General features: G+C 39.3%; 21 protein-coding genes and 1 tRNA gene. 14 read left to right on the top strand and 8 right to left on the bottom strand.

From position 1 onward, the window contains the following. Positions 1–56 precede the first annotated feature (56 nt). The 3 genes from DW959_RS01240 to DW959_RS01230 all read right to left on the bottom strand — a co-directional run bounded on the left by DW959_RS01240 (position 57) and on the right by DW959_RS01230 (position 2,951). The gene (locus DW959_RS01240; protein ID WP_118615058.1) at positions 57–971 is read right to left on the bottom strand and encodes a radical SAM protein; all 915 of its coding nucleotides are present in this window, start codon (positions 969–971) and stop codon (positions 57–59) included. Then, positions 968–1,801, bottom strand: a complete 834-nt coding sequence (locus DW959_RS01235; RefSeq protein ID WP_118615056.1) for an Mrp/NBP35 family ATP-binding protein — start codon at positions 1,799–1,801, stop codon at positions 968–970. The genes DW959_RS01240 and DW959_RS01235 overlap by 4 nt, the downstream gene beginning before the upstream one ends. Before the next feature lie 79 nt (positions 1,802–1,880). Next, entirely contained in the window at positions 1,881–2,951 is a 1,071-nt protein-coding gene (locus DW959_RS01230) for an alpha/beta hydrolase (protein WP_118615054.1), read from the bottom strand. A gap of 193 nt (positions 2,952–3,144) precedes the next feature. On the opposite strand from DW959_RS01230, the gene DW959_RS01225 reads away from it, so the two are divergent. Continuing rightward, on the top strand, positions 3,145–4,029 hold the full coding sequence (locus DW959_RS01225; RefSeq protein WP_118615052.1) for a YitT family protein: 885 nt from the start codon (positions 3,145–3,147) through the stop codon (positions 4,027–4,029). 98 nt (positions 4,030–4,127) lie between these two features. On the opposite strand, the gene DW959_RS01220 is transcribed toward DW959_RS01225, so the two are convergent. After that, positions 4,128–7,574, bottom strand: coding sequence for a carbohydrate binding domain-containing protein (locus DW959_RS01220; RefSeq protein WP_118615050.1), 3,447 nt, complete (start codon positions 7,572–7,574; stop codon positions 4,128–4,130). A 212-nt stretch (positions 7,575–7,786) separates the two neighbouring features. Here DW959_RS01220 and DW959_RS01215 point away from each other — a divergent pair, with 212 nt between their 5' ends. Together DW959_RS01215 and DW959_RS01210 are read left to right on the top strand one after the other, a co-directional pair. Next, positions 7,787–8,533: an AraC family transcriptional regulator gene (locus DW959_RS01215; protein ID WP_117784586.1), complete on the top strand. Its 747-nt coding sequence runs from the start codon at positions 7,787–7,789 to the stop codon at positions 8,531–8,533. A gap of 160 nt (positions 8,534–8,693) precedes the next feature. Further along, positions 8,694–10,217 carry an aminoacyl-histidine dipeptidase gene (locus tag DW959_RS01210; protein WP_118615047.1) on the top strand — a complete coding sequence of 508 codons (1,524 nt, stop codon included), beginning with the start codon at positions 8,694–8,696 and terminating at the stop codon, positions 10,215–10,217. 101 nt (positions 10,218–10,318) lie between these two features. Here the strand turns inward: DW959_RS01210 and DW959_RS01205 are convergent, their stop codons facing one another. The 3 genes from DW959_RS01205 to DW959_RS14075 form a co-directional block, all read right to left on the bottom strand. Further along, on the bottom strand, positions 10,319–12,700 hold the full coding sequence (locus DW959_RS01205) for an ABC transporter permease (protein ID WP_117807936.1): 2,382 nt from the start codon (positions 12,698–12,700) through the stop codon (positions 10,319–10,321). 14 nt (positions 12,701–12,714) lie between these two features. Further along, positions 12,715–13,374 carry an ABC transporter ATP-binding protein gene (locus tag DW959_RS01200; RefSeq protein WP_179960553.1) on the bottom strand — a complete coding sequence of 220 codons (660 nt, stop codon included), beginning with the start codon at positions 13,372–13,374 and terminating at the stop codon, positions 12,715–12,717. A 144-nt stretch (positions 13,375–13,518) separates the two neighbouring features. Beyond that, on the bottom strand, positions 13,519–13,683 hold the full coding sequence (locus DW959_RS14075; protein WP_181986509.1) for a hypothetical protein: 165 nt from the start codon (positions 13,681–13,683) through the stop codon (positions 13,519–13,521). Between the two features lie 244 nt (positions 13,684–13,927). Here DW959_RS14075 and DW959_RS01195 point away from each other — a divergent pair, with 244 nt between their 5' ends. From DW959_RS01195 to DW959_RS01185, 3 genes are read left to right on the top strand one after another with little or no spacing between them, the layout of a single operon-like run. Continuing rightward, positions 13,928–14,506, top strand: a complete 579-nt coding sequence (locus DW959_RS01195) for an accessory gene regulator B family protein (RefSeq protein WP_117807938.1) — start codon at positions 13,928–13,930, stop codon at positions 14,504–14,506. Beyond that, entirely contained in the window at positions 14,503–15,234 is a 732-nt protein-coding gene (locus tag DW959_RS01190; RefSeq protein ID WP_181986510.1) for a LytTR family DNA-binding domain-containing protein, read from the top strand. Before DW959_RS01195 ends, DW959_RS01190 begins: the two co-directional genes overlap by 4 nt. Positions 15,235–15,258: 24 nt before the next feature. After that, complete coding sequence (locus DW959_RS01185) at positions 15,259–16,569, top strand: GHKL domain-containing protein (protein WP_242996056.1); 1,311 nt, start codon at positions 15,259–15,261, stop codon at positions 16,567–16,569. A gap of 143 nt (positions 16,570–16,712) precedes the next feature. Here the strand turns inward: DW959_RS01185 and DW959_RS01180 are convergent. Next, a tRNA-Lys gene (locus DW959_RS01180) sits at positions 16,713–16,785 on the bottom strand. Between the two features lie 712 nt (positions 16,786–17,497). Here DW959_RS01180 and trmB point away from each other — a divergent pair. The 8 genes from trmB (at position 17,498) to DW959_RS01140 (ending at position 25,877) form a co-directional block, all read left to right on the top strand. Continuing rightward, on the top strand, positions 17,498–18,145 hold the full coding sequence (trmB, locus tag DW959_RS01175; protein WP_117807942.1) for a tRNA (guanosine(46)-N7)-methyltransferase TrmB: 648 nt from the start codon (positions 17,498–17,500) through the stop codon (positions 18,143–18,145). Positions 18,146–18,164: 19 nt separating this feature from the next. Further along, positions 18,165–18,827 (top strand): D-alanyl-D-alanine carboxypeptidase, encoded by a 663-nt coding sequence (locus DW959_RS14800; RefSeq protein WP_118615044.1) that lies wholly within the window; start codon positions 18,165–18,167, stop codon positions 18,825–18,827. Continuing rightward, entirely contained in the window at positions 18,806–19,765 is a 960-nt protein-coding gene (locus DW959_RS14795) for a D-alanyl-D-alanine carboxypeptidase (protein WP_118615041.1), read from the top strand. The genes DW959_RS14800 and DW959_RS14795 overlap by 22 nt, the downstream gene beginning before the upstream one ends. Positions 19,766–19,821: 56 nt before the next feature. Then, complete coding sequence (locus DW959_RS01160; RefSeq protein ID WP_226801048.1) at positions 19,822–20,949, top strand: ATP-binding protein; 1,128 nt, start codon at positions 19,822–19,824, stop codon at positions 20,947–20,949. A 92-nt stretch (positions 20,950–21,041) separates the two neighbouring features. Then, a complete protein-coding gene (argS, locus tag DW959_RS01155) occupies positions 21,042–22,733 on the top strand; it encodes an arginine--tRNA ligase (protein ID WP_117807947.1) in 1,692 nt (563 codons plus the stop codon). Positions 22,734–22,748: 15 nt separating this feature from the next. Further along, on the top strand, positions 22,749–24,032 hold the full coding sequence (locus DW959_RS01150; RefSeq protein ID WP_117822442.1) for a hypothetical protein: 1,284 nt from the start codon (positions 22,749–22,751) through the stop codon (positions 24,030–24,032). Next, positions 24,025–24,750, top strand: coding sequence for a DUF6320 domain-containing protein (locus tag DW959_RS01145; protein ID WP_117807951.1), 726 nt, complete (start codon positions 24,025–24,027; stop codon positions 24,748–24,750). The genes DW959_RS01150 and DW959_RS01145 overlap by 8 nt, the downstream gene beginning before the upstream one ends. A 170-nt stretch (positions 24,751–24,920) precedes the next feature. Next, positions 24,921–25,877, top strand: a complete 957-nt coding sequence (locus tag DW959_RS01140; protein ID WP_330584339.1) for an alpha/beta hydrolase — start codon at positions 24,921–24,923, stop codon at positions 25,875–25,877. The last annotated feature ends 467 nt before the right edge of the window (positions 25,878–26,344 follow it).

The following is a 26,344-nucleotide window of genomic DNA, read 5'->3' as shown; positions in this document are numbered from 1 at the left end:
TTAAACCAGATATTTTCATCTGATCTGTTTCAACTATTATACCGGACATTTCTGCATCATATCCCTTCATTTGTAAATGGAGGTATAAAACTTTCTGATGCCGTTTCCCCTTCCTGGATGAAACCATTTTCTACACCGATCGAAATCGCATAATCAACCAGTTCATCATACTCCCGTTCCGTCAGTTTGCGGTTCAATTCCGGGAACTTCTCACCGATTCCCTCCATCGGAGTATACTGGTTCATAATGCTGATGTAAATATTATTTCCATATGTTTTATATAAGTAACGAATGACAGCCTTGGAATCCTCGATACATCCCGGAAGCTCCAGATGACGGACAATAACACCACGCTTCATGATGCCATCCTCGTCAAATGTCGTCTGATCTCCTCCAACCTGCCGTACCATCTCCGCCAGTGCCGTTTTCGCCACCTCCGGATAATCCGGTGCGTGACTGTATCTCGCCGCCAGTTCTGCCGACATATATTTAAAATCTGGCAGGTAAATGTCAATGTATCCATCTAACAGCTTCAGGGCGTCGATCTCCTCATATCCACTGCAATTATAGACAAACGGAAGATTGAACCCCTGCTCCTTTGCCATATCGATTGCCTCTATGATCTGAGGAATAAAATGATCCGGCGTTACCAGATTGATATTATTGGCTCCCTGCTCTTTTAACTCAAAGAAGATTTCCGATAAGCGCTTTATCGTGATCTCTTTTCCATTCAAGCCCCCGGATATATCATGGTTTTGGCAATATGCACATCCAAGTGAACACCCGGAAAAGAATACCGCGCCCGATCCGTTCTCTCCGGAAATGCAAGGCTCCTCCCACATATGTAGTGCCGCCCTTGCGGCTGATATTGATAATGTTTCATTACATGCCCCTGTCTGTCCGTTTATGCGGTTCACCCCGCATTTTCTCGGACACAGGTGGCAGCTTTCCAGTAATTTTCTAAGTTTCATCCTATCTTTCCCACGATCGTCTGTGCGAATTCCTTCAGCTTTGATTCCGGCATATCCTCGATCTTACCTTCATCCATCAAGCCGGCAAGTGCCGGGTCGATCGGAAGCTTTACGACCGTCTCGATACCAAAACGATCCTGTATCTCCTCTACCTTACTCTCACCGAAGATGCTATGCTCTTTGCCGCAATCCGGGCATTTGAAATATGACATATTCTCAACCAGACCTAAGATACGGATTCCCATATCGTCCGCCATACGGACTGCCTTCTCCACAATAAGAGACACCAGATCCTGAGGTGTTGTAACAATAACTGCCCCATCCACCGGCAGAGACTGAAATACCGTAAGCGGTACATCTCCGGTTCCGGGCGGACAATCAACCAGCATATAATCAATGTCTCCCCAGACAACATCCGTATAAAACTGTTTTACTGCTCCCGCGATGATCGGACCACGCCAGATAACCGGTGCTGTCTGATCTTCGATCAACAGATTGATTGACATCATCTTGATTCCGGTCTTTGTTTCAACCGCATACAGGAAATCGCCGCCTCTCTCCGGTTCTTCATTTATTCCAAATGCTGTCGGAATCGAAGGTCCGGTAATATCTGCATCCAGAACCGCAGTCTTATAACCAAGACGATTCAAGGTAACTGCAAGGGATGTTGTTACGGATGATTTTCCAACACCGCCTTTTCCACTGATAACTGCTACGATATGTTTGATCTTTGTTCCTTCATGTGGTACTTCAAGTAAACTCTGAGGAGCAGTTCTTGATGAACAGCTCTCTCCACAACTACTACAATTATGATTACAACCTTCTGCCATTTTCTTATACTCCAAATTTCATTTCATATTTTTTCAAGTCTTACAAATGCATATACTTTCTATATGAACCGCCATGTACTTATTCATACTGACGGAACCATGCACATTCTTCCTCATTGCACTGTACGCCTTCCGGGTTTTTCAGATTAATGTGAAATACATGTCCGCTGTCCGGATGTTTCTCTCCAAATGACCGGATCACATGCCGGATACCCAGCTTCTCCATTCGTTCATCCAGATAAATGGTCTGAAATCTCAGATCATCATTTACACTGTACATCAGATATGCCGGTGGAAAATCTTTCGTCAGATACTCAAGCTGTGAAAGGAACAGCTTTCTCTGCTCTTCAGATACTGCATAACTTCCATCTTCGTTCTTAATATACCAGTCGGAAATATTATCCTCCCGCTTGTCCATCTCATATGCTCCGCAATTCAGACACACAGCCTTTGGAAGTCTGTCATATGTAAAGAAATCCAGCTTGTTCCGATACGCTGCATTCCCGGCAATAATACAGTAATTTGCCGTAAGCTGTGCTCCTGCTGAATCCCCCAGCATATAAAACTTTTCCATATCCAGATGAAGCACACCTGCATTCTCATGAATATATCGGATAAGATATGCCACATCTTCAATTGCTGCCGGATATTTGTTCTGAGGTGCCAGCCGGTAATTAAAATTCACAACCGCAAATCCCTTTGATGCCAGATGGCAGCAATAATAACTATACAGCTCTTTATCTCCATAAAACCATCCACCGCCATGAACGCTGACGATCACCGGATATGATGTCTGTGCATCCAACTCAGCCGGATAATATATATCAAATAAACTGTTTGATGCATAACGTTCAGAATCAAGATTCGAAGCATCGTCCGGTTCATTATAATAGAAAATCCGACTATACTTTTCCGATGTCTTTTCCCCCATAGTTCTCTGTGAAGCTAATAATTCAACTGCCTCACACCACTTCTGATGATCCGGCTCTTTTTTATAGTCCAAATTCTTGATCTGAATTACATTATCCGGATATGCCAACCCTTCATCCCGCTTTGCATCACTGGCACTCCATGCATGCCGCATATTTAACCATGCCGGAAGCTCTGCATTTTTATTTCCTTGATTTATAATTTCTGAAACATTTTTCATATTATTCTATTTCCTCTAATATCACATAATATATGAGTCTATCTTACTCTCTGACAAATACGAATGCAAGAAAACAATAAACTTCCAGTAAAGATTTAATTAAATTAAGCACAATTCTCTTGTAATCAATGGTTTTCTCATGTAATATTTGACCATAGTAAAAAATGTATATGACAGAACAGGAGGCTTTTATATGAATAAACTAAAAACCATCTTTCGTTCCCTACACTGGAAAAATATCCTCGGGCTGACCATTGCCGGGCTTATCAATGCCTTCGGTATTACGATATTTTTAAGTCCTGTTAATCTCTATGACAGTGGCATATCCGGTACTTCCATGCTGCTAAGCCAGATCACTCCGGAACACCTGTCACTTTCTGTTTTCCTTATTATTTTAAATATTCCACTGTTCTTATATGGCTGGAAAAAACAAGGATCTACCTTCACCATCTATGCGATCTATGTAGTTGCGATCTACTCTCTGGGCGCATGGTTGATTACCGACATCCTTCCTATCGATGTCCGGTTTGTATCCCCACTTGCAGGCTCCGATCTGCTTCTATGTGCACTTTTTGGCGGTCTGATCTCCGGTGCAGGAAGCGGACTTGCAATCCGTTTTGGCGGTGCAATGGACGGTATCGAGACACTTGCGATCATATTTGCCAAACGCCTTGGCATCACCGTCGGAACCTTTGTTATGGTCTATAATGTAATGCTTTACATCATCTGTGGCATTATCCTGAACAGTTGGATCCTGCCTCTTTATTCCATCGTTACATATATGGCTGCACTTAAGACCATCGACTTTATCGTAGAAGGTATTGACCGTTCCAAAGCCGCCTATATCATTACAACGAAGCCACAGGAAATCTGTCAGGAACTCTCGGATACATTTTCCTGCGGTATAACGATGATCGATGCAAAGGGCTTCTATTCGGATCAGGAAAAGACCATGATCTACATTGTTGTAAACCGTTTCCAGATTGGAAAGATGAAGAATATTGTCCATGAACTTGACGATAAAGCCTATGTCTCCATCAGCGAGATTGCCGAAGTTTACAGCTTTAACAAACAATAATAACATCCTGATAACTTATCTACATAATCGAAACAGGCACCGGTAACAATACCGATGCCTGTCTTGTGTAAATACTTATGTGTTTATCTGCCTGCGAATTATTCAGCAAGCTTTTTTAAAGAGATATTTGATACTGTGATTGTAGATGCAGGGGTATCAACATCCGCAATCTTACCCATAGAGAGGAAGAATCCAGCATCAGTATCTGTCTCTTCATTCATTGTGAATGTAATGGTTTTTACAACCTCTTCATTCTTTGGAAGAACAATTGTTTCTCCACCATACCATTTATAAGAGTTGCTCATGAAATTCAATAATACCGTTCTTGCTTCGGTTGACTTTAAAGTAATACTTGCTTCATAGGTCTTTCCATTTTCCAATGCCAGTCCCATCTGCTTCAACTGTACATTCCAGTCAGCAGTTCCAGCATCTGATAATTCATAAGTGATAACACCCTTATCAACTGTCTGTGTTCCAACAGCATCACCCATAATACCACCTTCCCAGTTTGAAAGTCCATTGTCTCCCTCTGAGAAATCTGCGTTCTTGATCAGATTCACATCTGACTCCGTCTCATCAACCTTTGGAGCATCAATTTTCTCAAGAATAATATCATCAATACAGATTCTATGCTGCTGTTTGATCTGAACATCGCCTACAGCACCCATAGAAATACTTAAAATTGTTCTAGGATCACTCTTGTTCTTCATCTTGAACTCAACAACAATAGACTGATATTCATCTGTAAGATCAACTGTCTTTGATCCTGAATATGGTGTCCAGTCATCATCAGATGAACCATCTCTCTGAAGTGCAACCATAAGCTTACGGTTCATATCTGATTTTGCCTTTAATGATAGTCTGTACCACTGACCTTCTTCAAGACTAATATTGTTCTGCTTTAACTGGATCATCCAGTCCTGAGCACCTGTATCCTTGATCGTAAAATCTGCTGCATAATCTTCTGTCTGACTGTCGACTACATAAGATACATCTGTGCTGCCTTCTGCATATACTTCGTAACCGGAGAAACCTGCCTTAAAACTCCCGTTCTTAATCAGTGTATTTTCAACAACGCGAACATTGTCCAAATAGATCGTTCCCTTATTTCCAAGGAAATATGTTATCGTCTTAAATGCATCAGTTAACTCTTCCGGTGTTTTAAATACATAGTTAAATGTCTGTTTGTCTGTTGTTACATCTGCAGTAAATGTTTCACCTGCAATAACTACATCAAGCTGCATATCTGTATCTGCCTGTGCGTCAAAGCTCAATGCATATTCTGTCTCAACGTTAAGTGGAAGACCATCCTGTGAAAGGATTACATCCGCTTTATTCTTTGTATCAGTCTTTACCATAAGACGACGGCCATCTGCCAATCCTGTTACGCTAACTACTGCCTGGCAGTTATTTGTCACAGTCCAGTCACCGAGACGATTCTTACCTTCCTGAAAACCACCATTGTAAATATAGTTACCATCTGATAAAGGTTTTTTACTATTATCAATTTCCTTCTGTGCTGTCTTTTTAATTGATACATTTGTAATGTATACAGTAGCTGTTGAATCTGTAGCACCGAAATTGAACTCCAGACGTGCATTTGCATCCGGCTTATCCGTCATGGTGTATGTATAAGTATAGGTCTGCTTCCCTGTTTTCAGGTCAACAACCGTATCATTCAGATAACGCTTGTAGGAACGATCTGGTGCAGATACATCTACTTTCATAGTACGTGCTTCATCTGCCCATGCATCAAATGTTACTGTATATTCGCCGCCTTTTTCTGCAGGAATTGATGGCTGAACAAGCTGAATACTGTAATCAACTGTTCCGGCTTTATCTATATGTATTTCAATTGCCTTGTTTTTAATAACTGCATTTCCTTCTCCTTCTAAAGCGGTAAGGAATTTCCAGTCTATGTCATCTGTGAGATCTTCTGCTTTAGCAAAATCTCCATTGTTTACATAGTTTCCATTTGCATCCGGATCACGGATAATTACTTCGTTAACAGGTTTTTCTACATCTTCATTGTAACTGTCCTTCTGATATACTTTCACATAATCAATACTATAACTCTGAGTATTGATATAATCTGCATCATCATCCGGATATCCAACCCATGATCCACCAACTGCAAGATTTAAGATCATGTAAAATGGCTGATCAAATGGTGCAGGATAAGCAACCTCTGTTTCACCCTCAACGGCTGTGAACCAGTCACTTGTCTCATGATATTTTATTCCATCTACATACCATGTGATCTTACCCGGCTGCCAGTCACATGAAAATGTATGATATTCATCTGCAAAATTTCCATTCTCTAATGTATATGTTCCCTGCTTTTCCGCATGTGGACTTCCATAGTGAATCGTGCCATAAACCTTATCTGTTTCCTGCCCCATAACTTCCATAGCATCAATCTCACCACATCTTGGCCACTGTCCATACAAATTTTCATCTGTTGGCATCATCCAGAATGCCGGAAGGAAACCTTTTCCACTTGGAACCTTAGCTCTTACCTCAAACAATCCATATGTAAAATCATGCTTACCCTGTGTATTGATTCTTCCTGAAGTAATAGAATATGAACCATCTTCATTCTTTGTCTTGACAGGCTGGATAACCAGCTTTCCATCCTTTACATATACATTCTGATCAGACTTTACATATGCCTGTAATTCACTGTTTACCCATCCTGGTGCATGCTCTTCATAATTCCAGTCATCCTCATTTAACGCATCACCATCAAAGTCATCTTCCCATTTCAGATTATATCCATCATAAGAAAGCTTGTTGTCTTCATCGCCCTTGTTATCCTGGTCGTCTTTATCATCCGGCTTGTTTGGTGTTCCCGGCTTGTTTGGCGTTCCCGGCTTGTCTGATGTTCCCGGCTTATTTGGTGTTTCCGGTTTATTGGATGGCTCAGTTTTCTTCTTTTTAATAGTAATTATACATTTTGCCTTCTTTGCACTGCCATCTTTAGCCGTAGCTGTAATTGTAACTTTTCCAGCCTTTTTACAGGTAACAACACCCTTTTTACTTACTGTTGCAACCTTCTTATTGCTTGAAGTAAACTTTACACCCTTTACACTGGATTTTTTAGGTGAAACTGTTGCTTTTAATTTTACCTTCTTGCCAACCTGTGTTTTCACCTTGCTTTTATTGAGCTTTACAGATTTAACAGGTGTTCCAACAATAACCTTCAAGGTTGTCTTTTTCTTCTTATTTACCTTGCTTCTTACTGTTATAGTTGTTTTTCCCTTTTTCAATGCCTTGATTTTACCGTTTTTACTTACGGTAGCAACCTTTTCATTTGAAGATTTGTAGGTTACTTTCTTACTGATTTTTCCATTTACAGTTACTTTTGTTTTCAACTGGTATGATTTCTTTGCTTTTAAAACAAGCGTTTTTGTCTCAGGCTTTACAATCGATACCGTCTTGATTGTTGCTTTTTTTGTTGTTGCAGCCATAACCGGCATCTGGATGGTGCTTACTAAAAGTGTAAGAGCCATTAAAAAAGCAATAATCTTTTTTGCATTTTTCATGAATACATACCTCCCGTATAAATTTTTGTTATGCAAATAGTATAAGAAGACTACTGTTTTCTTTATATCGTTTATATTACTTTTATATCGTTTTATTGACCATAGTCATGTTTTATGATACAATTTATACAAATTTACTAATAGTCATATTGTTTTATCTGTCATATTTACTATATAGTCTTATGACTGTTTTATACGAACGGGGATAGGATATGCAACTGAAAAAAGAACTTGTATACCGAGAATTTGTTCAAAGGGAAAATAATCTTCTGCGGGCTCCATACAATCCGGAGGTTTCCTTTTATGCAGCGATAAAAGAAGGAGATGTAGCAAAGGTTGAACAGCTGTGTCAGGAATCCTTATTAGATAAAGAAGGATTAGGCACCTTGTCCGACCACTATCTTCAAAACATAAAATACCATTATGTCATTACAACAGCAATTATTGCACGTTACTGCATTGAAGGTGGTATGGAATTGTCAAATGCCTACAGTCTGAGCGATTTCTATATCCAAAAAGCGGACCGTTGCAAAACGCCAGAGGAAGTTGCAGCACTTCATCCTGCCATGTGTATGGATTATGCGAAACGAATGCGAAACCTTCGAAAATCCAAAATATCATCACTCCATATTGCTGTCTGTCTGGATTATATCTATGATCATCTTCATACCCATATCACAGCAGAACAACTTGCTAAGCTGACAGGATTAAATATCTCCTATCTATCCAGGCTTTTTAAAAAGGAAACCGGTCAGACAATCAGCAACTATATTCGTGATAAAAAAATTGAAACAGCGAAAAATATGTTACTTTATTCTGATTTCTCGCCTTCTGAAATTGCCTCAATTCTGGCATTTCCCAGCCAGAGTTATTTTACAGAAGTATTTCGAAAGACAACTGGAGTCACTCCAAGAAAATATCAGGAATCTTTTTTACGAACAACTGCCCTTGGAAAATAATACAACAACTATCTGTGCATATCTTGTGTTATACTGGATATGCACATTTTATTTTATATTATAGTGTAAGCATAGCTCACTCAATGCATTCGAAAAATCATCCCTTGCAAGCAAGTGATTTTTCAGCATTATATCATGAGCTTATTTCAAGGAGGCACATATGTCTATATTATCATCTATAGAACCGCAAAATGTATTCCATTATTTTGAAGAAATCTGCTCCATCCCACATGGCTCCGGTCATACCGATGCGATCAGTAATTATCTGGCTGCATTTGCCAAAGCACATAAACTGAAATATATCAAAGATGCTTCCAACAATGTCATTATCTTTAAGCCGGGAACATCCGGCTATGAAACTTCCGCCCCTGTCATGCTGCAGGGACATATTGACATGGTTGCTGTGAAAGAAAAGGACTGCCCGATCAATATGGATACCGACGGTCTGAAACTCAAGTTGGAAAACGGCATTATCAGCGCAGAAGGCACGACCCTTGGCGGTGATGATGGAATCGCTGTCGCTTTTGCACTTGCAATACTCGACTCTCACGATATCCCACATCCACCACTGGAAGCAGTCTTCACGGTTGATGAGGAGATTGGCATGCTCGGTGCGGCGGCTCTTGACTGCACACCACTTTCATCCCGTATCATGTTAAATCTTGATTCCGAAGACGAAGGCTATCTGCTTGTCAGTTGTGCAGGCGGCGCAACCGCAGATGTTCAGATCCCTGTTAAATGGGAAAATACGAACGAAAAGGCATCTGCCTATAAGCTCTCTGTCGCACATGCCTGTGGCGGTCATTCCGGTGTCGAGATCAACAAGCAAAGTGCAAATGCCAGCAAGGTGTTAGGACGTGTTCTGAACGCCCTTGCAAACGATTTTGATATGAAATTATCTACACTCTCCGGTGGCTTAAAGGATAACGCCATTCCGACCGATGCAGAAGCTGTCGTTATCTTTTCTGATACCGATATGTCTGACATAAACACACCAGGCCATGCAGATATTCCAGCGAATTCTGCGCACGCAAGTCTTCAGGATCTCATCTCCAAGTGGAATCAGATCATCCGTCATGAATGCACCCATACAGACCCGGATATCTGTATCACCTTAGAGCCTGTTGATCTTCCGACAGCCACAATGACGGATACATCTACCCATACCGTGATCGATGTCTTAATGACTTACCCAAATGGTGTCCGGAAAATGAGCAAAGATATCGCAGGGCTGGTTCAGACTTCCCTGAACCTCGGTATCCTGTCAACGATCAAACCAGACGATCAATCAACAAATGGCATGGTATCTTTTAAAAGCTCCGTCCGAAGCAGTATCGGAAGCGAAAAAGATGCTCTGCTAAACAGCCTGAAATCTCTCGCCACTCTTGCAGGCGGAACATTGACAGTAACCGGAGATTATCCCGCATGGGAATACCGGGAAGATTCTCCGCTTCGCGATCTGATGGTAAAAATATTCAAACAGCAGTATGGAAAAGAACCTGTAATACAGGCACTCCATGCCGGTGTAGAATGTGGAATCTTTGCTTCTAAACTTCCGGGACTTGACTGTGTATCCTTCGGACCGGATATGGACGATATCCACACAACCAACGAATCCATGAACGTGGAAAGTGTCCGCAGAACATGGAAATATACCTTAAAGATATTGAAAGAATTGAAATAATATATCCTAAAAAAAGGAGCTGACACCTAACAATTCTATTGTTATCGTGTCAGCTCTTATCATAAAAGAATCTTTACCTTCATTTTCATAATTACCCTCCCTTATTCCTCTCTCAGATCCCTTAAGATTCTTTGTCTTTTTAATTGAATAACATCCATAAAAATTGCCACTATCTGAATAAACAGAACAAATGCAAGCACCAGTGCTATGCTTTTCCAGCCATCAACTAACACAATATTTTTTGTTATTTCTGACAAATATAAGCGGCACAAAAGTGTCACTATAAAGACAGCTACAATAGATACAACAATTCCCTGACCAATCTTGGTCAGAAGCATCGGCAAAATAATACTGCTGTCTGTGCGGCCAATTGCCTTCAGGATGGCAAAGTTGTGTCTGCGTCGAACGAATGTCAGTGCATGGATATATAAAACTGCCAGGAAATTAATTACCATAATGATTACAAAAATTCCATAAGTACCACCCTGAATCGTTTTCTTATTATCCTGATCCCGGATATAATCTGTCAAAGTATCGAAGAAAGAATATTCATATACAGGTGCATGTGTATTCAGAAACTCTGCTGCCTTTAACTCATAACCCGACTTTACATTTATATTAATAAGTACATTTGTATAATCGAATTGTTTTTTAAACAGCTCTTCAGGAACAATGATAGCGATTCCATTCTGATCCTTCCAGTTTAAGAATCTGCTTCTTCCGAAAACCGGTACTTCTCCCTCTGAAAATACCGGTCCTTCTTCCTCCTGACGACCCGCATACTTTAGTGTATCCGGGATATCATTTAAAATACAATCTTCTGTATTCTTATAATTATCAATTATGATCACTCCTCCAGATTGGACAAACTTATTATAGCTGACCTCCTGTGACATCTCTATTTTTCGGTTATATTGTTTTTCACTGACACCAACAATCTCACACCACACACCCTTTTCATCATCTGAAAATATCAAATCATCTGCATAGTCCATATTGATAAGAGAAGGATCAATGAAAAACTCACCCATAGTATCATAAACCTCATCATAGTAGGAAACGCCCGGTATCAGATTTTCAAAATCGTCCATATGACTGACATCATCGGATATTAGTGAAAACTGTACATCCTGACTTTCCTCAGACAATAACTGATATGATACATAACGATTTACCATAAGAACCAGCATCGTTACCATTCCGATCAAGACAAGAGACAGGAATGAAAATACCTTTTCATAATCTCCGGTATCCCGAATGGAATACCGCATCATGATATTTCCTTTTTCAGATCCACGTTTATCCTTTACCTTATAATTGTTCTTTCCACCTTTCATAATATCGATCATTTTCATTCTTGAACGATATATTAATACAGGACAGATTCCAACTATAAAATCCAATACACAGATTCCCCAAATGACCATATATGAAATTGGCTGGAACTGTGGAGCGAAATGTTCCAGTGGGATGGTTCGTAATGACTGTATAAGCTTAAAGATCAAAATGGTAATATATCTTCCAAGTATAAGTCCAAGCACACATCCAATAATTATCAGAATGAAACCCTCCAGAAAATATGCCGAAAAAATATAGCTATTTGAAAATCCAAGACTCATTAGGATTCCCTGCTGATTACTTCTTTCACTCATATACGACAGGAAAATATGAATACCAAGAATGAGTGAAGTAAGTATGATTAGTATGATAAAACCCATGAGGAGTTGTCCAATATTGGTATCCTCCAGCCCGCCTGATCTGTCAATCTCTATCGCATTCAGATCTCCATTTGTAATCATATGGTATCCTTCCATAAATCCATGGGCGGTATCACCATTAAAAATCTGTTTGGAACTCAGATCCATATATTTTTTTATTGCTTTATATCCCGGCTGATAGTCCCGTCGATCATTAAAATGAATATAGATGTTGTATAAATTTCCCCGTATACTTCCATTTACGATCGCAACCTTATAGACATCCTGTGTACTATAATCATAATCATTTAAAATTCCACTAATCGTATAGGTCTGATCCTTGAAGGTAACTGTGTCTCCCAGATCAAATTGTTTTGCAATATATACATTTTTGTATTTAGCTGTTGCCGATATAGCAATCTCATTTTCTTTTTGGGGAAAAATGCCCTTTTCTAATTGGTAATGATTCATAGTGATCGAAGCTGCATCACTATCCACGATGCATAATTCATTATTTACATTTGCAACTATTTTTTCTACACCAAGTGTTGCCTGATCCTTATACTGCTCCAATATCCAGTCACGAACCTTATATGTTACATTATGTAAAGTAATATTATATTCTCCATTTGTCTGATACGCATTTTGCAGCCGCATATCCTGAAATGATATATATGCATTGATCGAGGAAAAGATAAGCATAACAGAAAAACAAATACTTATAATTGCCCGAACCGCTTTTTTCCTGTTGTGCAGGATATTGTGAAATATCAATCGGCACTTCATATTGTTTCCCCTCCTTAATTCTGCTGGATTCTTCCGTCAACAAGATGAATACAGTGATCTGCCTGCTTTGCAATATCAGCATCATGCGTCACCATGAGCAAAGTCATGCCATATTCATTTGTTGTCTGTTTCAACAGATCAATGACACGTCTGCTGTTCTCCGAATCCAGATTACCGGTTGGTTCGTCTGCCAGAATGATCCTGGGTTGATTGATCAATGCCCTCGCGATTGCAATCCGTTGTTGTTGTCCACCTGATAACTGATCCGGATATTTATTTAAAAGATCTTTTATATCTAATTGTTCTGTCAATGTATCAAAATAATCCTTCTTACATTTCTTTACACATTCATTTGCGATCATAATATTATCCCGACATGTAAGAACCGGTATTAACTGAAAAAACTGGAATACCATTCCAATCATTTCCCGACGATATCGTAAACAGTCTTTTTTACCATAGTCCAATATATTCCTGTCTTCAACCAATATGCTTCCAGAATCCGGCTTATCAATCAATCCGATCATATTTAATAATGTTGTTTTTCCGCTTCCACTTTTGCCTGTAATAACTGTAAATGTATTTTCCTGAATATCTGCACTAACGTCATTAAGCGCCAGACAACAGGAATCTCCTTCTCCATACTTTTTTGTCAAATGTTCTATTTTTATCATGATATCCACCTCTCTGCGCTCAATATTTTTATTTAACAAAAGCACGTCATATTTTCCATTTACAGTCGATTTTTCTTATTATAAACAACATGGAAAATATAACGTGCTTCATTATTTGAAGAATCGCTTTCTGCTTAAGCCCCTCTAGCTAACCCTATGCTCGTTGGCAAAAACTTCAAAGCCCTCCGGTTCCTCTGGCTGATAATACTTGTTTCTGCATATATCGGATACCAGCGGTGCAATAACCATTGCAACAGCACAGAGCTGTGCACCAAACTTACAGATCAGTCTGGCTACTGTCTTCTTCATAACCATCTCCCCCTTTCTTATTTTTTGCCCTTTTTATTATCACGGCTAAAACCCAAACCGCATCTACATATTAACACATCTTTTTCAAAATTTGTTGATTTTGGAGTGAGTGGTCGAAATTTGAGAGTGAACGGTAATTTTTGTACCATTCACTCCCGAATTTCGACCACTCACTCTAAAAAAATACATTTTTTACTATTTCATGTTATACTGATTTTATTAATAAAAAGGGGGATTTTTGCTGATGAAACAACCCGGAACATATCTGGCAGATATATTAACAGAAGACGGACAGATACCAAAAGAACAACAATCCATATATGCTTATCTCTTTGACTATCTGATCGAGTCTCTCTTATATGATATCATAGTTCTTATCTTCGGTCTGCTCGTCCATCGATTTGGCATTACCATTTGCTATCTTCTGGTTACTGTCCCGATCCGTCATTTTGCCGGAGGCTTCCATGCAAATACAAGACTTGGGTGTACCCTGCTTTCATATGGCATTTATCTGGCGACTGTTTTTCTCGGTCCGGTTCTTGTGCCATATATAGAACCTGTCGGACTGCTTATTCTATATCTGATTTTCTGGGGTATGATCCTCCCGGTTGCACCGGTTGATACAAAGAACAAACGATTATCTGTAGATCAGCGAAAAAAATTATTTCACCGATGCATCATAACCTGTATAATTATAAGTATCCTTATGATTGTCCTCTATATATGCAGGCAACCACTTTACATGAGTATGATTACAATCTGTATGATGGAAGGCGTGATAAGTTTATACATTGGCATCTGGAAAAACAGGAGGAATTTATGACCTTTCGGCTCGGCATCTGTGATGACACTCAATTAGATATAGCTTGTCTGACAGAACACATTAAACATTATATGATATCTTATAATATTCAGTTTGAAATTGAATCATTCCAATCCGGCGAAGCCCTTTTACAGGCACAGCGTGAGCATCCATTTCAGATTCTTCTGCTCGATATCGAAATGCCCGGAATCAATGGCATGACGATCGCAAGATATCTGCGTGATGAATTATATGATGAATCATTTATTGTATTTGTAACATCCTATCCTGAATACATGCAGGAAAGCTTTGAAGTACAACCATTTCAGTTTCTTACAAAACCGGTAAACTATGTAAGAATTGAGAAATTGCTGTCTGATATCATCCGTCGATATCAACATTCACATGTAACAAAAATTGTAATCGATACAAACGGAGAAGAACACCTGATCCCTGTTAATAACCTTTTATATATTCAGGCAGTGAAAGGTGAAAAACGGTATCTTGAATACCATTTGACAGATACAGTTCTGTATGGCGAAGGAACCATTCAGGAATGGGAAAATCGTCTGGCAACACACAGCTTTTATTCAACTTATCGTGGATATTTGATCAACATTGGGCATATCCAGATCATCCAGCAGACACATGTTTTAATGGATAATGGCGAACAACTTCCAATCAGCAGAAGAAAGATAAGTCCATTACAGCAGTTATATGCCGATCGAATCATACATGTATTAAACTAAGTTTTTATAGAGGAAAGAGAATCAATGTCAACATACATTACATTGTTAAGTTCTGTAATTGATAATATCGTATTATATTTATACCTTCAGACAATGTTTGAAAAAAGAAAAGATAAAGTACACTTTTACTGGCTGATACTTGCATTTTTATTATCTGATTTTATCTTCTGGAAGATAACTGCGCCTTTTAATGCTGATGTATCAAACATGGTTACCCTTTTCCGTACCTCACTGACAAATCTGAGAACCTTTCTTCTCTCTTTCTTTTTTGTCTCCGGGGTTATTTATCGTGTATTGGTAATTGTAAGCTACTCCATCATAATCTCAATCTGCGAGGAACTTGCCTACTATATTATTGCTCATTTTACGAATGTTACGATTCAATTCGACACCCTCCCTGAAATAACATTTACATCCATTTCTTTTATATGTGATCTGTTAATCATCTTGATTATCATGGTCATTCACATTATTAAAAAGAAAAAGGCCGGTGTAAAGTCAAAAAAATATGCAGCACTTCTGATCCTTATTCCGGCCTTATCCTGCATATTGGTTCTGTTGCCATCCTTTTTCCACATGAATAAAACCGACCCTGATGCTTACCTGATTCTTGTCATCTTTCTGCTTATTATTAATATCGTAAACTACATACTGCTTCAGAGCGTCTTAAAAGCTGAATCACTTGCCCAGGAAGCAGGACAGCTTACCGAGCAGGTAAACTATCAGCGACAAAAATACCAGCAGCTTGGAGATGCCTATAAAAACATTCGTGGATTCATGCACGATACAAAAAAGCATCTGTTCTATATTGAAACCTGTGTAAATGAAAAGCATTATGATCAGATCATTCCATATGCCAGAGAAACCATGTCCGATCTGGAAGCCAGATATTGTACTGTAAATACAGGGAATCTAGTCATTGATGCTTTTATAAGCAATCTGATGCTTCGGACTGTCCGCCACAACATCAAACTCACAACCAAACTAAAAATTGACAATGATCTTGTTCCATGTGACGATTATCATATGACTATCATTCTTGGCAACCTGTTAGACAATGCGTTAAATGCCTGTCTGGAAGAACATGGTGGTGAGATTAACATCAATATTCAAACGGTTGAACATACCTTTACGATCTATATTACAAATACCTATCACTTCCCTGTGGGAAAAGAACCTCCGGAAGATATTGAAAATCTGGACTTCATACATGGATACGGTCTGAAAAATGTAAAGAACTCTGCAGAAGCCTGTGGTGGTTTCTGTCTGATCAACTATAATCCAGGACTTTATTCTGTAACCGTTATCATTCCAGAAAAAAAACGAACTACCTGAAACATATAAAATATTTCCCTGTCAACCAGAGATATACCCATGTGTTTCCGGTAGTTTTCTTTTTATCAGAATATATATCCTTAAGCCGAAAAAAAGCCCCAACCCAGCAGCTTCAAATATCTGCCAAATTAGGACTTTTGTAGTGGGCCGCCGGGGGCTCGAACCCCGCACACCCTGATTAAGAGTCAGGTGCTCTACCAAATGAGCTAGCGGCCCGAAGTCGTTTTTATTTTGTTATCTCGCCGACAACGAAATTGATTATATAACATAGTTTATCCAAATGCAAGCATTTTTTTCAAAAAATTTTAACTTTTTTTAATATCGGTTATTTGCATAGATTTTATGCAGATTTTTGTACTTTTTTCCTATTGATTTTTACCTTCTTCTATTGTAGCAGCGCGGTTTCTTTTCTCTCTTGCAGCAATCCTGATTCAAAATTTTTTTCACTTCCTCATATCCCCTGTATAAACAAACACACCATTTGTTAAATCCTTTTTTGCAGTAACAGCATGCAGTCACCTTTTTCTGAAATTTATGATTTCCCATTCACAAAAACACCTCCGCTTTTCATCCAACTTCTGACGGACAAAAACCTCATCCCCACCAAAAAAAGCCTCCTATACCATATTATATGAAGAAACCGGAATAAGTTCCCGGTAATTCCTGATATCACCATCAAAACCCACGAAAAAACATAAAAAAAACAGCCCCGCTATTTACTTTAAAAGTATAATGTTGATATAATGGAACAATGAGCAATGCAGAATTACATATATATAGAACGAGCGGAAGCTTGCTTACAGCGAGTTCTATATATATGTAATTCTATAGTGCGAAGCACTACACCGAGCCGTCAGGCGAGGTGGGCATTGCGAATTGACCACATGGTGGGCATTGCGAATTAAGATTATTTTGGAGGAACACCCTCGTGAGACTTAGAAACGTAAAAGGCTCCAGAGAGACAATCGCCGACAACAAATACGTCGTACACGACGAAGAAAGCATGAAAGGCAAATGGAGCGAATTTTTTGGAAATACAAATCCCATCCACATCGAGATCGGTATGGGAAAAGGACAATTTATTATGGAGCTTGCCAGACGGAATCCGGATATCAACTATCTCGGTATCGAGAAATATTCCAGCGTTCTAGTGCGCGCCATCGAGAAACGTGAACAGGAAGAAGGCATGACCAATCTTTATTTTATAAGAATGGATGCCGAATATATCGAGAATGTCTTTGCAGAGAATGAAGTAGCAAATATCTACCTGAACTTCTCTGATCCATGGCCAAAAGATCGCCATGCCAAGAGACGTCTGACTTCAACTCACTTTTTCGAACACTACGATCATATCCTTGCGCCGGACGGACGTGTTATGTTCAAGACAGATAACCGTCCATTATTTGACTTCTCCTTAGAGCAGGTTCCGGAAGCAGGATGGACACTTGAAAACTACACATATGATCTGCACCATTCCGAATACAACGAAGGAAATATCATGACAGAATACGAAGCAAAGTTTTCTGCTCTTGGTACCCCGATCAACCGGCTGGTTGCATATCGAACAAAGAAATAGCATTGGAGAATAACCGTTCATGAAGATAAGAAAGAACCCGAAGAAAAACAGGACAAGACATGCAATTCCTGTCGTTATCCTGTCCACTGTTCTGTTATTTACCATGAGCGTTTTCTATATAGACAGCACGTCATCCTCTGCTGCCGGAACAGACCATTTGTTTCTTCCAGACAGTACAGTTACGAATACGGCATCTGATGACTCTACAAACGAAGGATCAGATAACAGCACAGATGAGGATGGAACAACTGAATACTTAGTTACAACCGAGTACCCTGATGAACCGGGCAAAGCACCGGAGCTTGCGTCCAACTATGCCATCGTACTGGACGCAAATACTGGGAATATTCTATATCAAAAAAACGCTTTTGATAAACAGTACCCGGCAAGTATCACGAAGATTATGACCTTCTTACTTGCCATTGAAAATACAAAGCTGACCGATACTGTAACAATGTCACACGATGCCGTCTTCGGCATTGATCGAGGAAGCAGCCATATCGGTCTGGATGAAGGTGAACAGATCTCTATGGAGGATGCCCTCTATGGTATGATGCTGGAATCCGCAAATGAAGTTGCATGGGGCATCGGAGAATTTGTCTCTGGTGGGAGCATCGAAGATTTTGCTAAGATGATGAATGAACGTGCAGTCAAGCTTGGCTGCTTGGCACTCATTTTGTAAATGCAAATGGTCTTCCGGATGAGAACCATTATACCACCTGTTATGACATGGCATTAATAACCAAAGCCTGTCTGAAACACGATGAATTTCGTAAAATAACAGGTACCAGAAATCATGTCATTGGACCGACAAATATTTGCGAGGAAGAACGCCAGCTCTGGCAGCACTGTAAAATGACAAATCCCGACAGCAAATATTACTATGAATACTGCGAAGGCGGTAAGACCGGTTATACAAATGATGCATTAAATACCCTTGTTACCTGGAGTAAAAAAGGTGATACCGAACTGATCTGCGTTCTGATGAACTGTAACGGTGCAGCAAATACCTACACTGACAGCAAAGCCATCTATGAGTATTGCTTCCGGAATTATAGTCTCCAGACACCTCTGGCCGACTATACCTTTGACAGCACCCAGACATCACAGACGCTTGATTATTTGAACTCCTATTACAAGACTGATTCCGGTTCTGATATTACATTGCAGATTGATAAGGACTATAAACTGAATTTTAATAAAAATGATGATATTAAGAAATTAACTTACAGTATCGAATATAACAAAGAACCGGTAAAAGATGGAGATACTTATACCGTGGGGCATCTGATTCTCTCCTATGGCGGAAATATGATAGGAACAACAGATCTTACCGTAACCGGCTATAACCCGGATGGGAAACAGATTTCATCAAATAACACAGAACATGCAGCCGATGCAACAGTTGCAGCCTCTGCAGCAAAAAAGAAGCTGTCGATCCATCCATTGTGGATCATTCTTGCAGTTCTGCTTCTTCTTGCCGTATTGTTTGTGGCCTATCTGATCCATATACAGAAAGCAAGAAAGCATCAACGCGCGCTTCAGGCAGCAAGAAAAAAACAATATGAAGAACGCAGACGACAGCTTCAGGAAACATTTGATAATGACCTTGACGAGTAAGGTACAATAGAAACAACAAAACCTCTTAACAGATATAGAGGAGAATGGAGAATATCATGGATATTTCAACAACGGAAAATCTGAAAACAGTGCGGGATTCCAATCAGGAAATTCTGGACTACTTCAACGAACTGTATGTAGAGAAACTGGAACAGATCCAGGCTCTGAAAACAGAACAGTTTGAATTAAAGATTAAAATTGATGAACTTATGAAAACACTGGAGGTCTACTCCTTTAAAAACAGTGCCGGACATAATGTCTTTTCTCCATTTTCTACAACGACAACAACGCAGGAAGAAAAAGCTGCACAGATTGAACAGGAATTAAAAGAGCTGAACGCTTCTAATGCTGCTCTTACAACAAAGATCCACTGCTTACAGGCAGATGCCGACGAGCTGAAGGGCAGGATCACACGCATTCATACAGCAACCAAAAAGCTGGATGCTTTTCTGGATGAAATGGCAGAAGAATTCACAAAGGAAGCGGTTGCATTGGAAAAAGAGCCGGTTGAAGAAGACCTTCCGGTTATCAATCATGGCTTCAATATTCTTCGTCTGAAAAAATACGATCAGGATAAATTAGTACAATCCTTACATACCGATATTCTGGAGCAATTAGATCGAACCAGACATACTCTGGATTCCCTGTCATGGCTGATCAAGTCGGATGTCAACCGGGCAAAGATCACACTTGATGAACTCATCGACTCAACTGCATCCATGGAAGATTCTCTGAATGCTATCCTTTTGGGACTTACCGGTGACATTGATGCAACTGTACCGATTGAAACCTTATTAGAAGATACCATTTTCCGATACAAAGATGCTTATCCAGAATGTGTCATTGAATCTGACATTGACTGTCCGGATGCTTCGATCGAGATTCCGGAAATTATCACGATCAGTCTGATCCGTATACTGTCTGAATGTCTGGACAATGTATATAAGCATGCAAATGCAAATCGTGTTGGTATCAACATTCAGATCTACAGTGATCAGATATCGGTACATATCAATGATAACGGCATCGGCATTGATGAGAATTACAGTCACACCTCTCCATGGAACAGTGGACTTCACCGCATTCAGGAGATTATTTATTTGTTAAATGGACAACTTAAGATAGAAGGTGATATCATCAGTGGAACAGATATCCGTTTTTCTATCCCGATTGAAATAATGTAGATTATGGGTTCTCCCCCTTAATTATGAAATGAAAGAAAAATAAGGACATTTCCTTAATATATAAGAAAGAATTTGAAAGGACAACCTTAATTATGAAAGAAAAAATCGTAAATCTGATTGCAAATCATGTAGAAGGCATGACTGCTGAAGAAATTGCAACTTTTATTGAGATACCACCAAAGCAGGAGCTTGGCGACTATGCATTTCCTTGCTTCAGACTGGCAAAGACTATGCACAAAGCACCAAACCTGATCGCAGCCGATATCAAAGAAGCTATTGGTGATATTGATTTTCTCGATAAGATCGATGTTCAGGGCGCATATCTGAACTTCTTCGTAAAGAAAAATATCTTTGTCCAGACCATGATCGAATCAGCATTAAAGGACAACTTCGGCGGTTCCGATGAAGGTGCAGACAAGGTTATCTGCATCGATTACTCCTCGCCAAACGTAGCAAAGAACTTCCACGTTGGACACCTCAGAACTACTATCATCGGTAATTCCCTCTATAAGATCTATTCCAAACTCGGCTATAAAGTAATCCGTATCAACCACTTAGGTGACTGGGGTACACAGTTTGGTAAGCTGATCGTTGCATATAAAAACTGGGGAACAAAGGAAGCAGTTGAGAAAGATGGCGTTGCCGAGCTTATGCGTCTCTATGTAAAGTTCCATGAAGAAGCAGACCAGAATCCGGAGCTTGTAGATGAAGCAAGAGCATGGTTCAGCAAGATGGAGCATGGGGATGAAGAAGCACTCTCGATCTGGCAGTGGTTCAAGGACATCAGCCTTGTAGAATACAAACGTACCTATGACCTTCTGGGTATGGATTTTGATTATTATCTCGGTGAAAGCTTCTATCGTGACAAATGTCAGGAAGTTGTTGACCAATTGACAAATGCGAACCTGTTAAAGGAAAGCGAAGGTGCTATGATCGTAGATCTGTCCGACTATGATATGGCTCCATGTATCGTTACAAAGAAAGATGGAAGCTCCATCTATGCAACCCGTGATCTGGCTGCTATTTTCTATCGTAAGAATACCTATCATTTCACAAAATGCTTATATGTAACCGGACAGGAACAGAAGCTGCATTTTGCACAGGTATTCAAGGTAGTTGAGCTTCTTGGAAATGACTGGGCGAAGGATTCTCTGGTTCACATTCCTTATGGACTGGTAAGCTTAGAGGGTGCAAAGCTTTCAACCAGAAGCGGAAATATCATTTATGCAGAAGATATTCTGCATGATGCAATTAAAAAGAGTTTTGAAATCATCTCAGAAAAGAGCCCGAACCTTCCTGATAAGGAAGAAGTTGCCAAGATCGTCGGCGTTGGCTCTGTTCTGTTCAATGACCTTTATAACCAGCGTATCAAGGATGTATCCTTTAGCTGGGATAAGGTATTAAACTTTGACGGTGAGACCGGTCCTTATGTTCAATACACACATGCAAGATGCTCCAGCGTTGTAAGACTTGCTGAGAATTTTGATCCTGCAAAGCCGGTTGATTACAGCACGATCTCTGAACCGGATGCTATGAATCTCTTAAAAGAGATCAGCCGTTTCCCTAAGGTTGTATCGGATGCAGCAGAGAAATACGAACCATCTGTTGTTGCAAGATTCGCTGTCGATGTTGCTCAGGCATTTAACAAATTCTACAACTCCACACGTATCAACGTACCGGAGGAAAATGTAAAGAATGCCCGTGTCATGCTGACATACCTTACAAAGAAAACTCTTCACGATGCATTAGAGCTTCTCGGAATCAATGCACCGGAAGCTATGTAAATCAGGTGATCTTTCATGTCGAAACGATTAAATAAGACTATTAAATGGGATAAACTCGATAACACTGCCAACCTGTTTCCTGTCATTGTAAGCGAAAATGTAAGCAACGTTTATCGTATTTCCGTTACATTGACAGAAGACATAGATGCAGAGCTCCTGCAAAAGGCACTGGATAAGATTCTTCCATTTTTTGATGTGTTTAATCACAAACTAAAAAATGGGATCTTCTGGTATTACTTTGAAGCAAATGAACGACCTGCTCCAAGGGTAATGCCAGAAGACACATACCCTTGTCTGTATATCAATCCCTATACAAATAATGAATATCTGTTCCGTGTTACCTACTATCAGAAACGGATCAATCTGGAAGTCTTTCATGTCTTAACAGATGGAAATGGTGCTCTTATTTTCCTGAAGGAACTGACTTATCAGTACCTCCGGTACAAATACCCGGAACTTGCTGAAAAAGCAGGTAATACCTTAAATGCAGATTCCTCGTTGGATATCGAGGACAGCTACAAGAAGAACTATATAAGACCTGCCAAACGTTCCTATAAAACGGAAAAAGCAGTTATCTTAAAAGGTGAAAAGCTGCCTTTTAATCATTTTGCTATCCTGCACGGCTATATCCCGGTTTCCGAGATCAAACAGGCGGCAGCAAAATATGGTGTAACCATCAACCAGTATCTGCTTGGAACATTTACATGGGCAATCTACAAAGAATACCTGAAAGGGCAGCCTTCCAAGCGTCCGATCAGCACCGTTGTTCCTGTAAATCTTCGCCCATATTTTAATTCCAATACAACGAAGAACTTCTTTGCCGTTGTCTCTGCTTACTTCAAGCCGGAGAAGGATACTTATACATTTGAAGATGTTCTGCACATCATCGCAGATAGTCTGAAGGAACAGATCAATAAAGAAAATCTGGAGAAGCTGTTATCCTATAACGTTTCCAATGAAGTGAATTTTATTATCCGTGCCGTTCCGCGTGTCTTTAAGAGCATCGCCATGCGCCGTATTTATAAAGCTTCATTAAAAGCAAATACATCAACGATCACCAACCTTGGAGTTGTATCCGTTGATGATATATATAAGGAATATATCGACCGCTTCCATGTCGTTCTGTCGATGTCCAAAGGACAGTTCATCAAAGGAAGTGTCATCAGTTATAAGGATACACTGGTCTTCACCTTCAGCTCTGCCATTCGTGAAACATTTATACAGAAAGAATTTTTCCGCCAGATGGTTCGGGATGGGATTCATGTATCGATAGAAAGTAACGGGGTGTATTATGAGTAAATGTAGACGTTGTAATATAGATGTTCTGGATCACTCCCTTTCATGCCCTTTATGTAACGGAGTTCTGGAATATGATCCGGTGAAAGATCCGGAAAGCGAAAAAGACTTTCTTGACCATAGTCAAGAAACTGGTGAAAAGTCAAAATCTGTTATGTATCCGGACATTACACCTGCAATGCGTCGTATGCGATTTGTTATCAAACTGACAATTTTTTGCAGTATTGTTGTAGAAGGAATCCTGATCCTGATCAACTACCTGACATATTCAAAGGTCAAATGGTCAGCTCTTTGTGGAATCGGACTTGCATATGCCTGTTTTTCACTGATCTATTCATTCAGGCACAATAAGAGTCATCGAAAAAAAATGCTGGTACAGGCAATTTTCATCATGCCCGTTCTTGTATTGATTGATTATATCCTTGGATATACCGGGTGGTCAATTGACTTTGCAATACCTTGTGTTATTGCAATGCTTGACATTGCAATTCTTGTATTGATGATTATTAATACTGAAAACTGGCAATCCTATATTTTATTACAGGTATATATCATTATTATCTGTGTGATCCTGACAATACTTATGCTTACCGGAAAGTTCTTCAAACATGATTTCTTTATGATCATTGCAGATATTATGAGTGCTCTGTTGCTCGGTGGTACACTGGTGTTCGGAGATCGACCTGCAACAACAGAACTAAAACGTAGATTTCATGTATAGAATTATATTTCAGGCATAGATATTATTTTATAAATGACATCACAGATAATATTCTACAAATATAAATATCTTAAAATACAAATTATCTTATAGTAAAAGCAGTGCCAGCAATTATTTTTCGTTGTGCACTGCTTACTATTAACTAAATTTAGAAAGAGAGATTTTATTAAATGGCACTTTTAGATAAATTAACCTCTGGTTCTTCTACTCCTCCTGATACTTCAGGAATGAGCAAACAGGCAAAGCTTGTATGTGAACTGGTCGCTGATTTTAACAGCAATAATCTTCTTACGCAGATCAGAAATAACAATCGTTCCAAAAGCGACATTGATAAAACATACAAATATCCCGATCACTTTACCAGTGAATTGATTGAAACTAAAAACTTCAAAATGGAACTGTTAAAGTGGAAAAATTCTCATAATCCATATGTTGTCCTGCAACTTCATGGTGGTGGTTATGTTGGAGCTTTTAAAACACAGTATCGTATGTTTGCCGGATTATATTCGGAACTTGGAAAAGGTGCATCCGTCTTATCCATTGACTATAGGGTTGCTCCTGAAAATCCATATCCTGCAGCATTAAATGATGCTTTATATGCATATGATTGGCTGCTAAATCATGGATACTCGGAAAACCATATTATTCTTGCTGGTGATTCTGCAGGTGGCGGACTGGCTATGGCTCTCTGCCATTATCTTACAGACCGTGACCGTATTCTTCCTGCCGGAATCGTAGCTATGTCACCATGGACAGATCTGACTGCAAGCGGATCATCCTATACAGAAAACTTTGAGATTGATCCTCTCTTTGGCAATACAAATGAAAGTCTGATCTATAACAGTGTATATCCCGGAAATCACGATCTGACAGATCCATATATTTCACCATTGTTTGGAGATTTCACTGGTTTTCCTCCAATGCTGATTCAGGTTGGATCAAATGAAATGCTTTTATCCGATTCTGTTCTGGTTGCTGAAAAAGCCAAGTCACAAGGTGTAAAAGTACGCTTATCCATCTACGAGAACATGTTTCATGTATTTCAAATGGGTATGACTCTTATGCCCGAGTCCAAAAAGGCATGGGTGGAAGTTTCCAAGTTTTTAGAGCAAATGATGATATTATAATCTTGATATGTCACACACATAAAACAGGATTGTCTTAATCTAAAGGGGCAATCCTGTTTTTATGTTTCACGTGAAACATAATCTTAATTAATAACTTATTGTTTCATGTGAAACATTCCTTGTAAATTTTTCAACATTTTTCAAAATAATAGTAGATATTTCTACACAATGGTGTTATAATAAGAGCATCGAAGACGCAGTCTACGTTTCGATAAGATTGATGTGACTACACATGATATAGCAAAATTTAATCCCCCCCTTTTTTTAAATTGCTCTTTCCGGAGCCGCTATATTATGTTACGTCACATCTTTCCTTTTTTATTAGACTATTACAAAATTCCCGTTCTACTGATTATTCAATAATTAGTGTAACGGGGATTTGTAATATATAGAGATATTTTCATTTCATTAATCCTATTATAGTGATATAATGGAACACGGAATCAATAAACAAACATTTAATCTGT

This window comes from Clostridium sp. AM46-21, from assembly GCF_003480025.1.
Lineage (GTDB): Bacteria > Bacillota > Clostridia > Lachnospirales > Lachnospiraceae > Coprococcus > Coprococcus ammoniilyticus.
The sequence above is the reverse complement of the archived record's forward strand: the minus strand, read 5'-3'. Positions and strand labels throughout refer to the sequence as shown.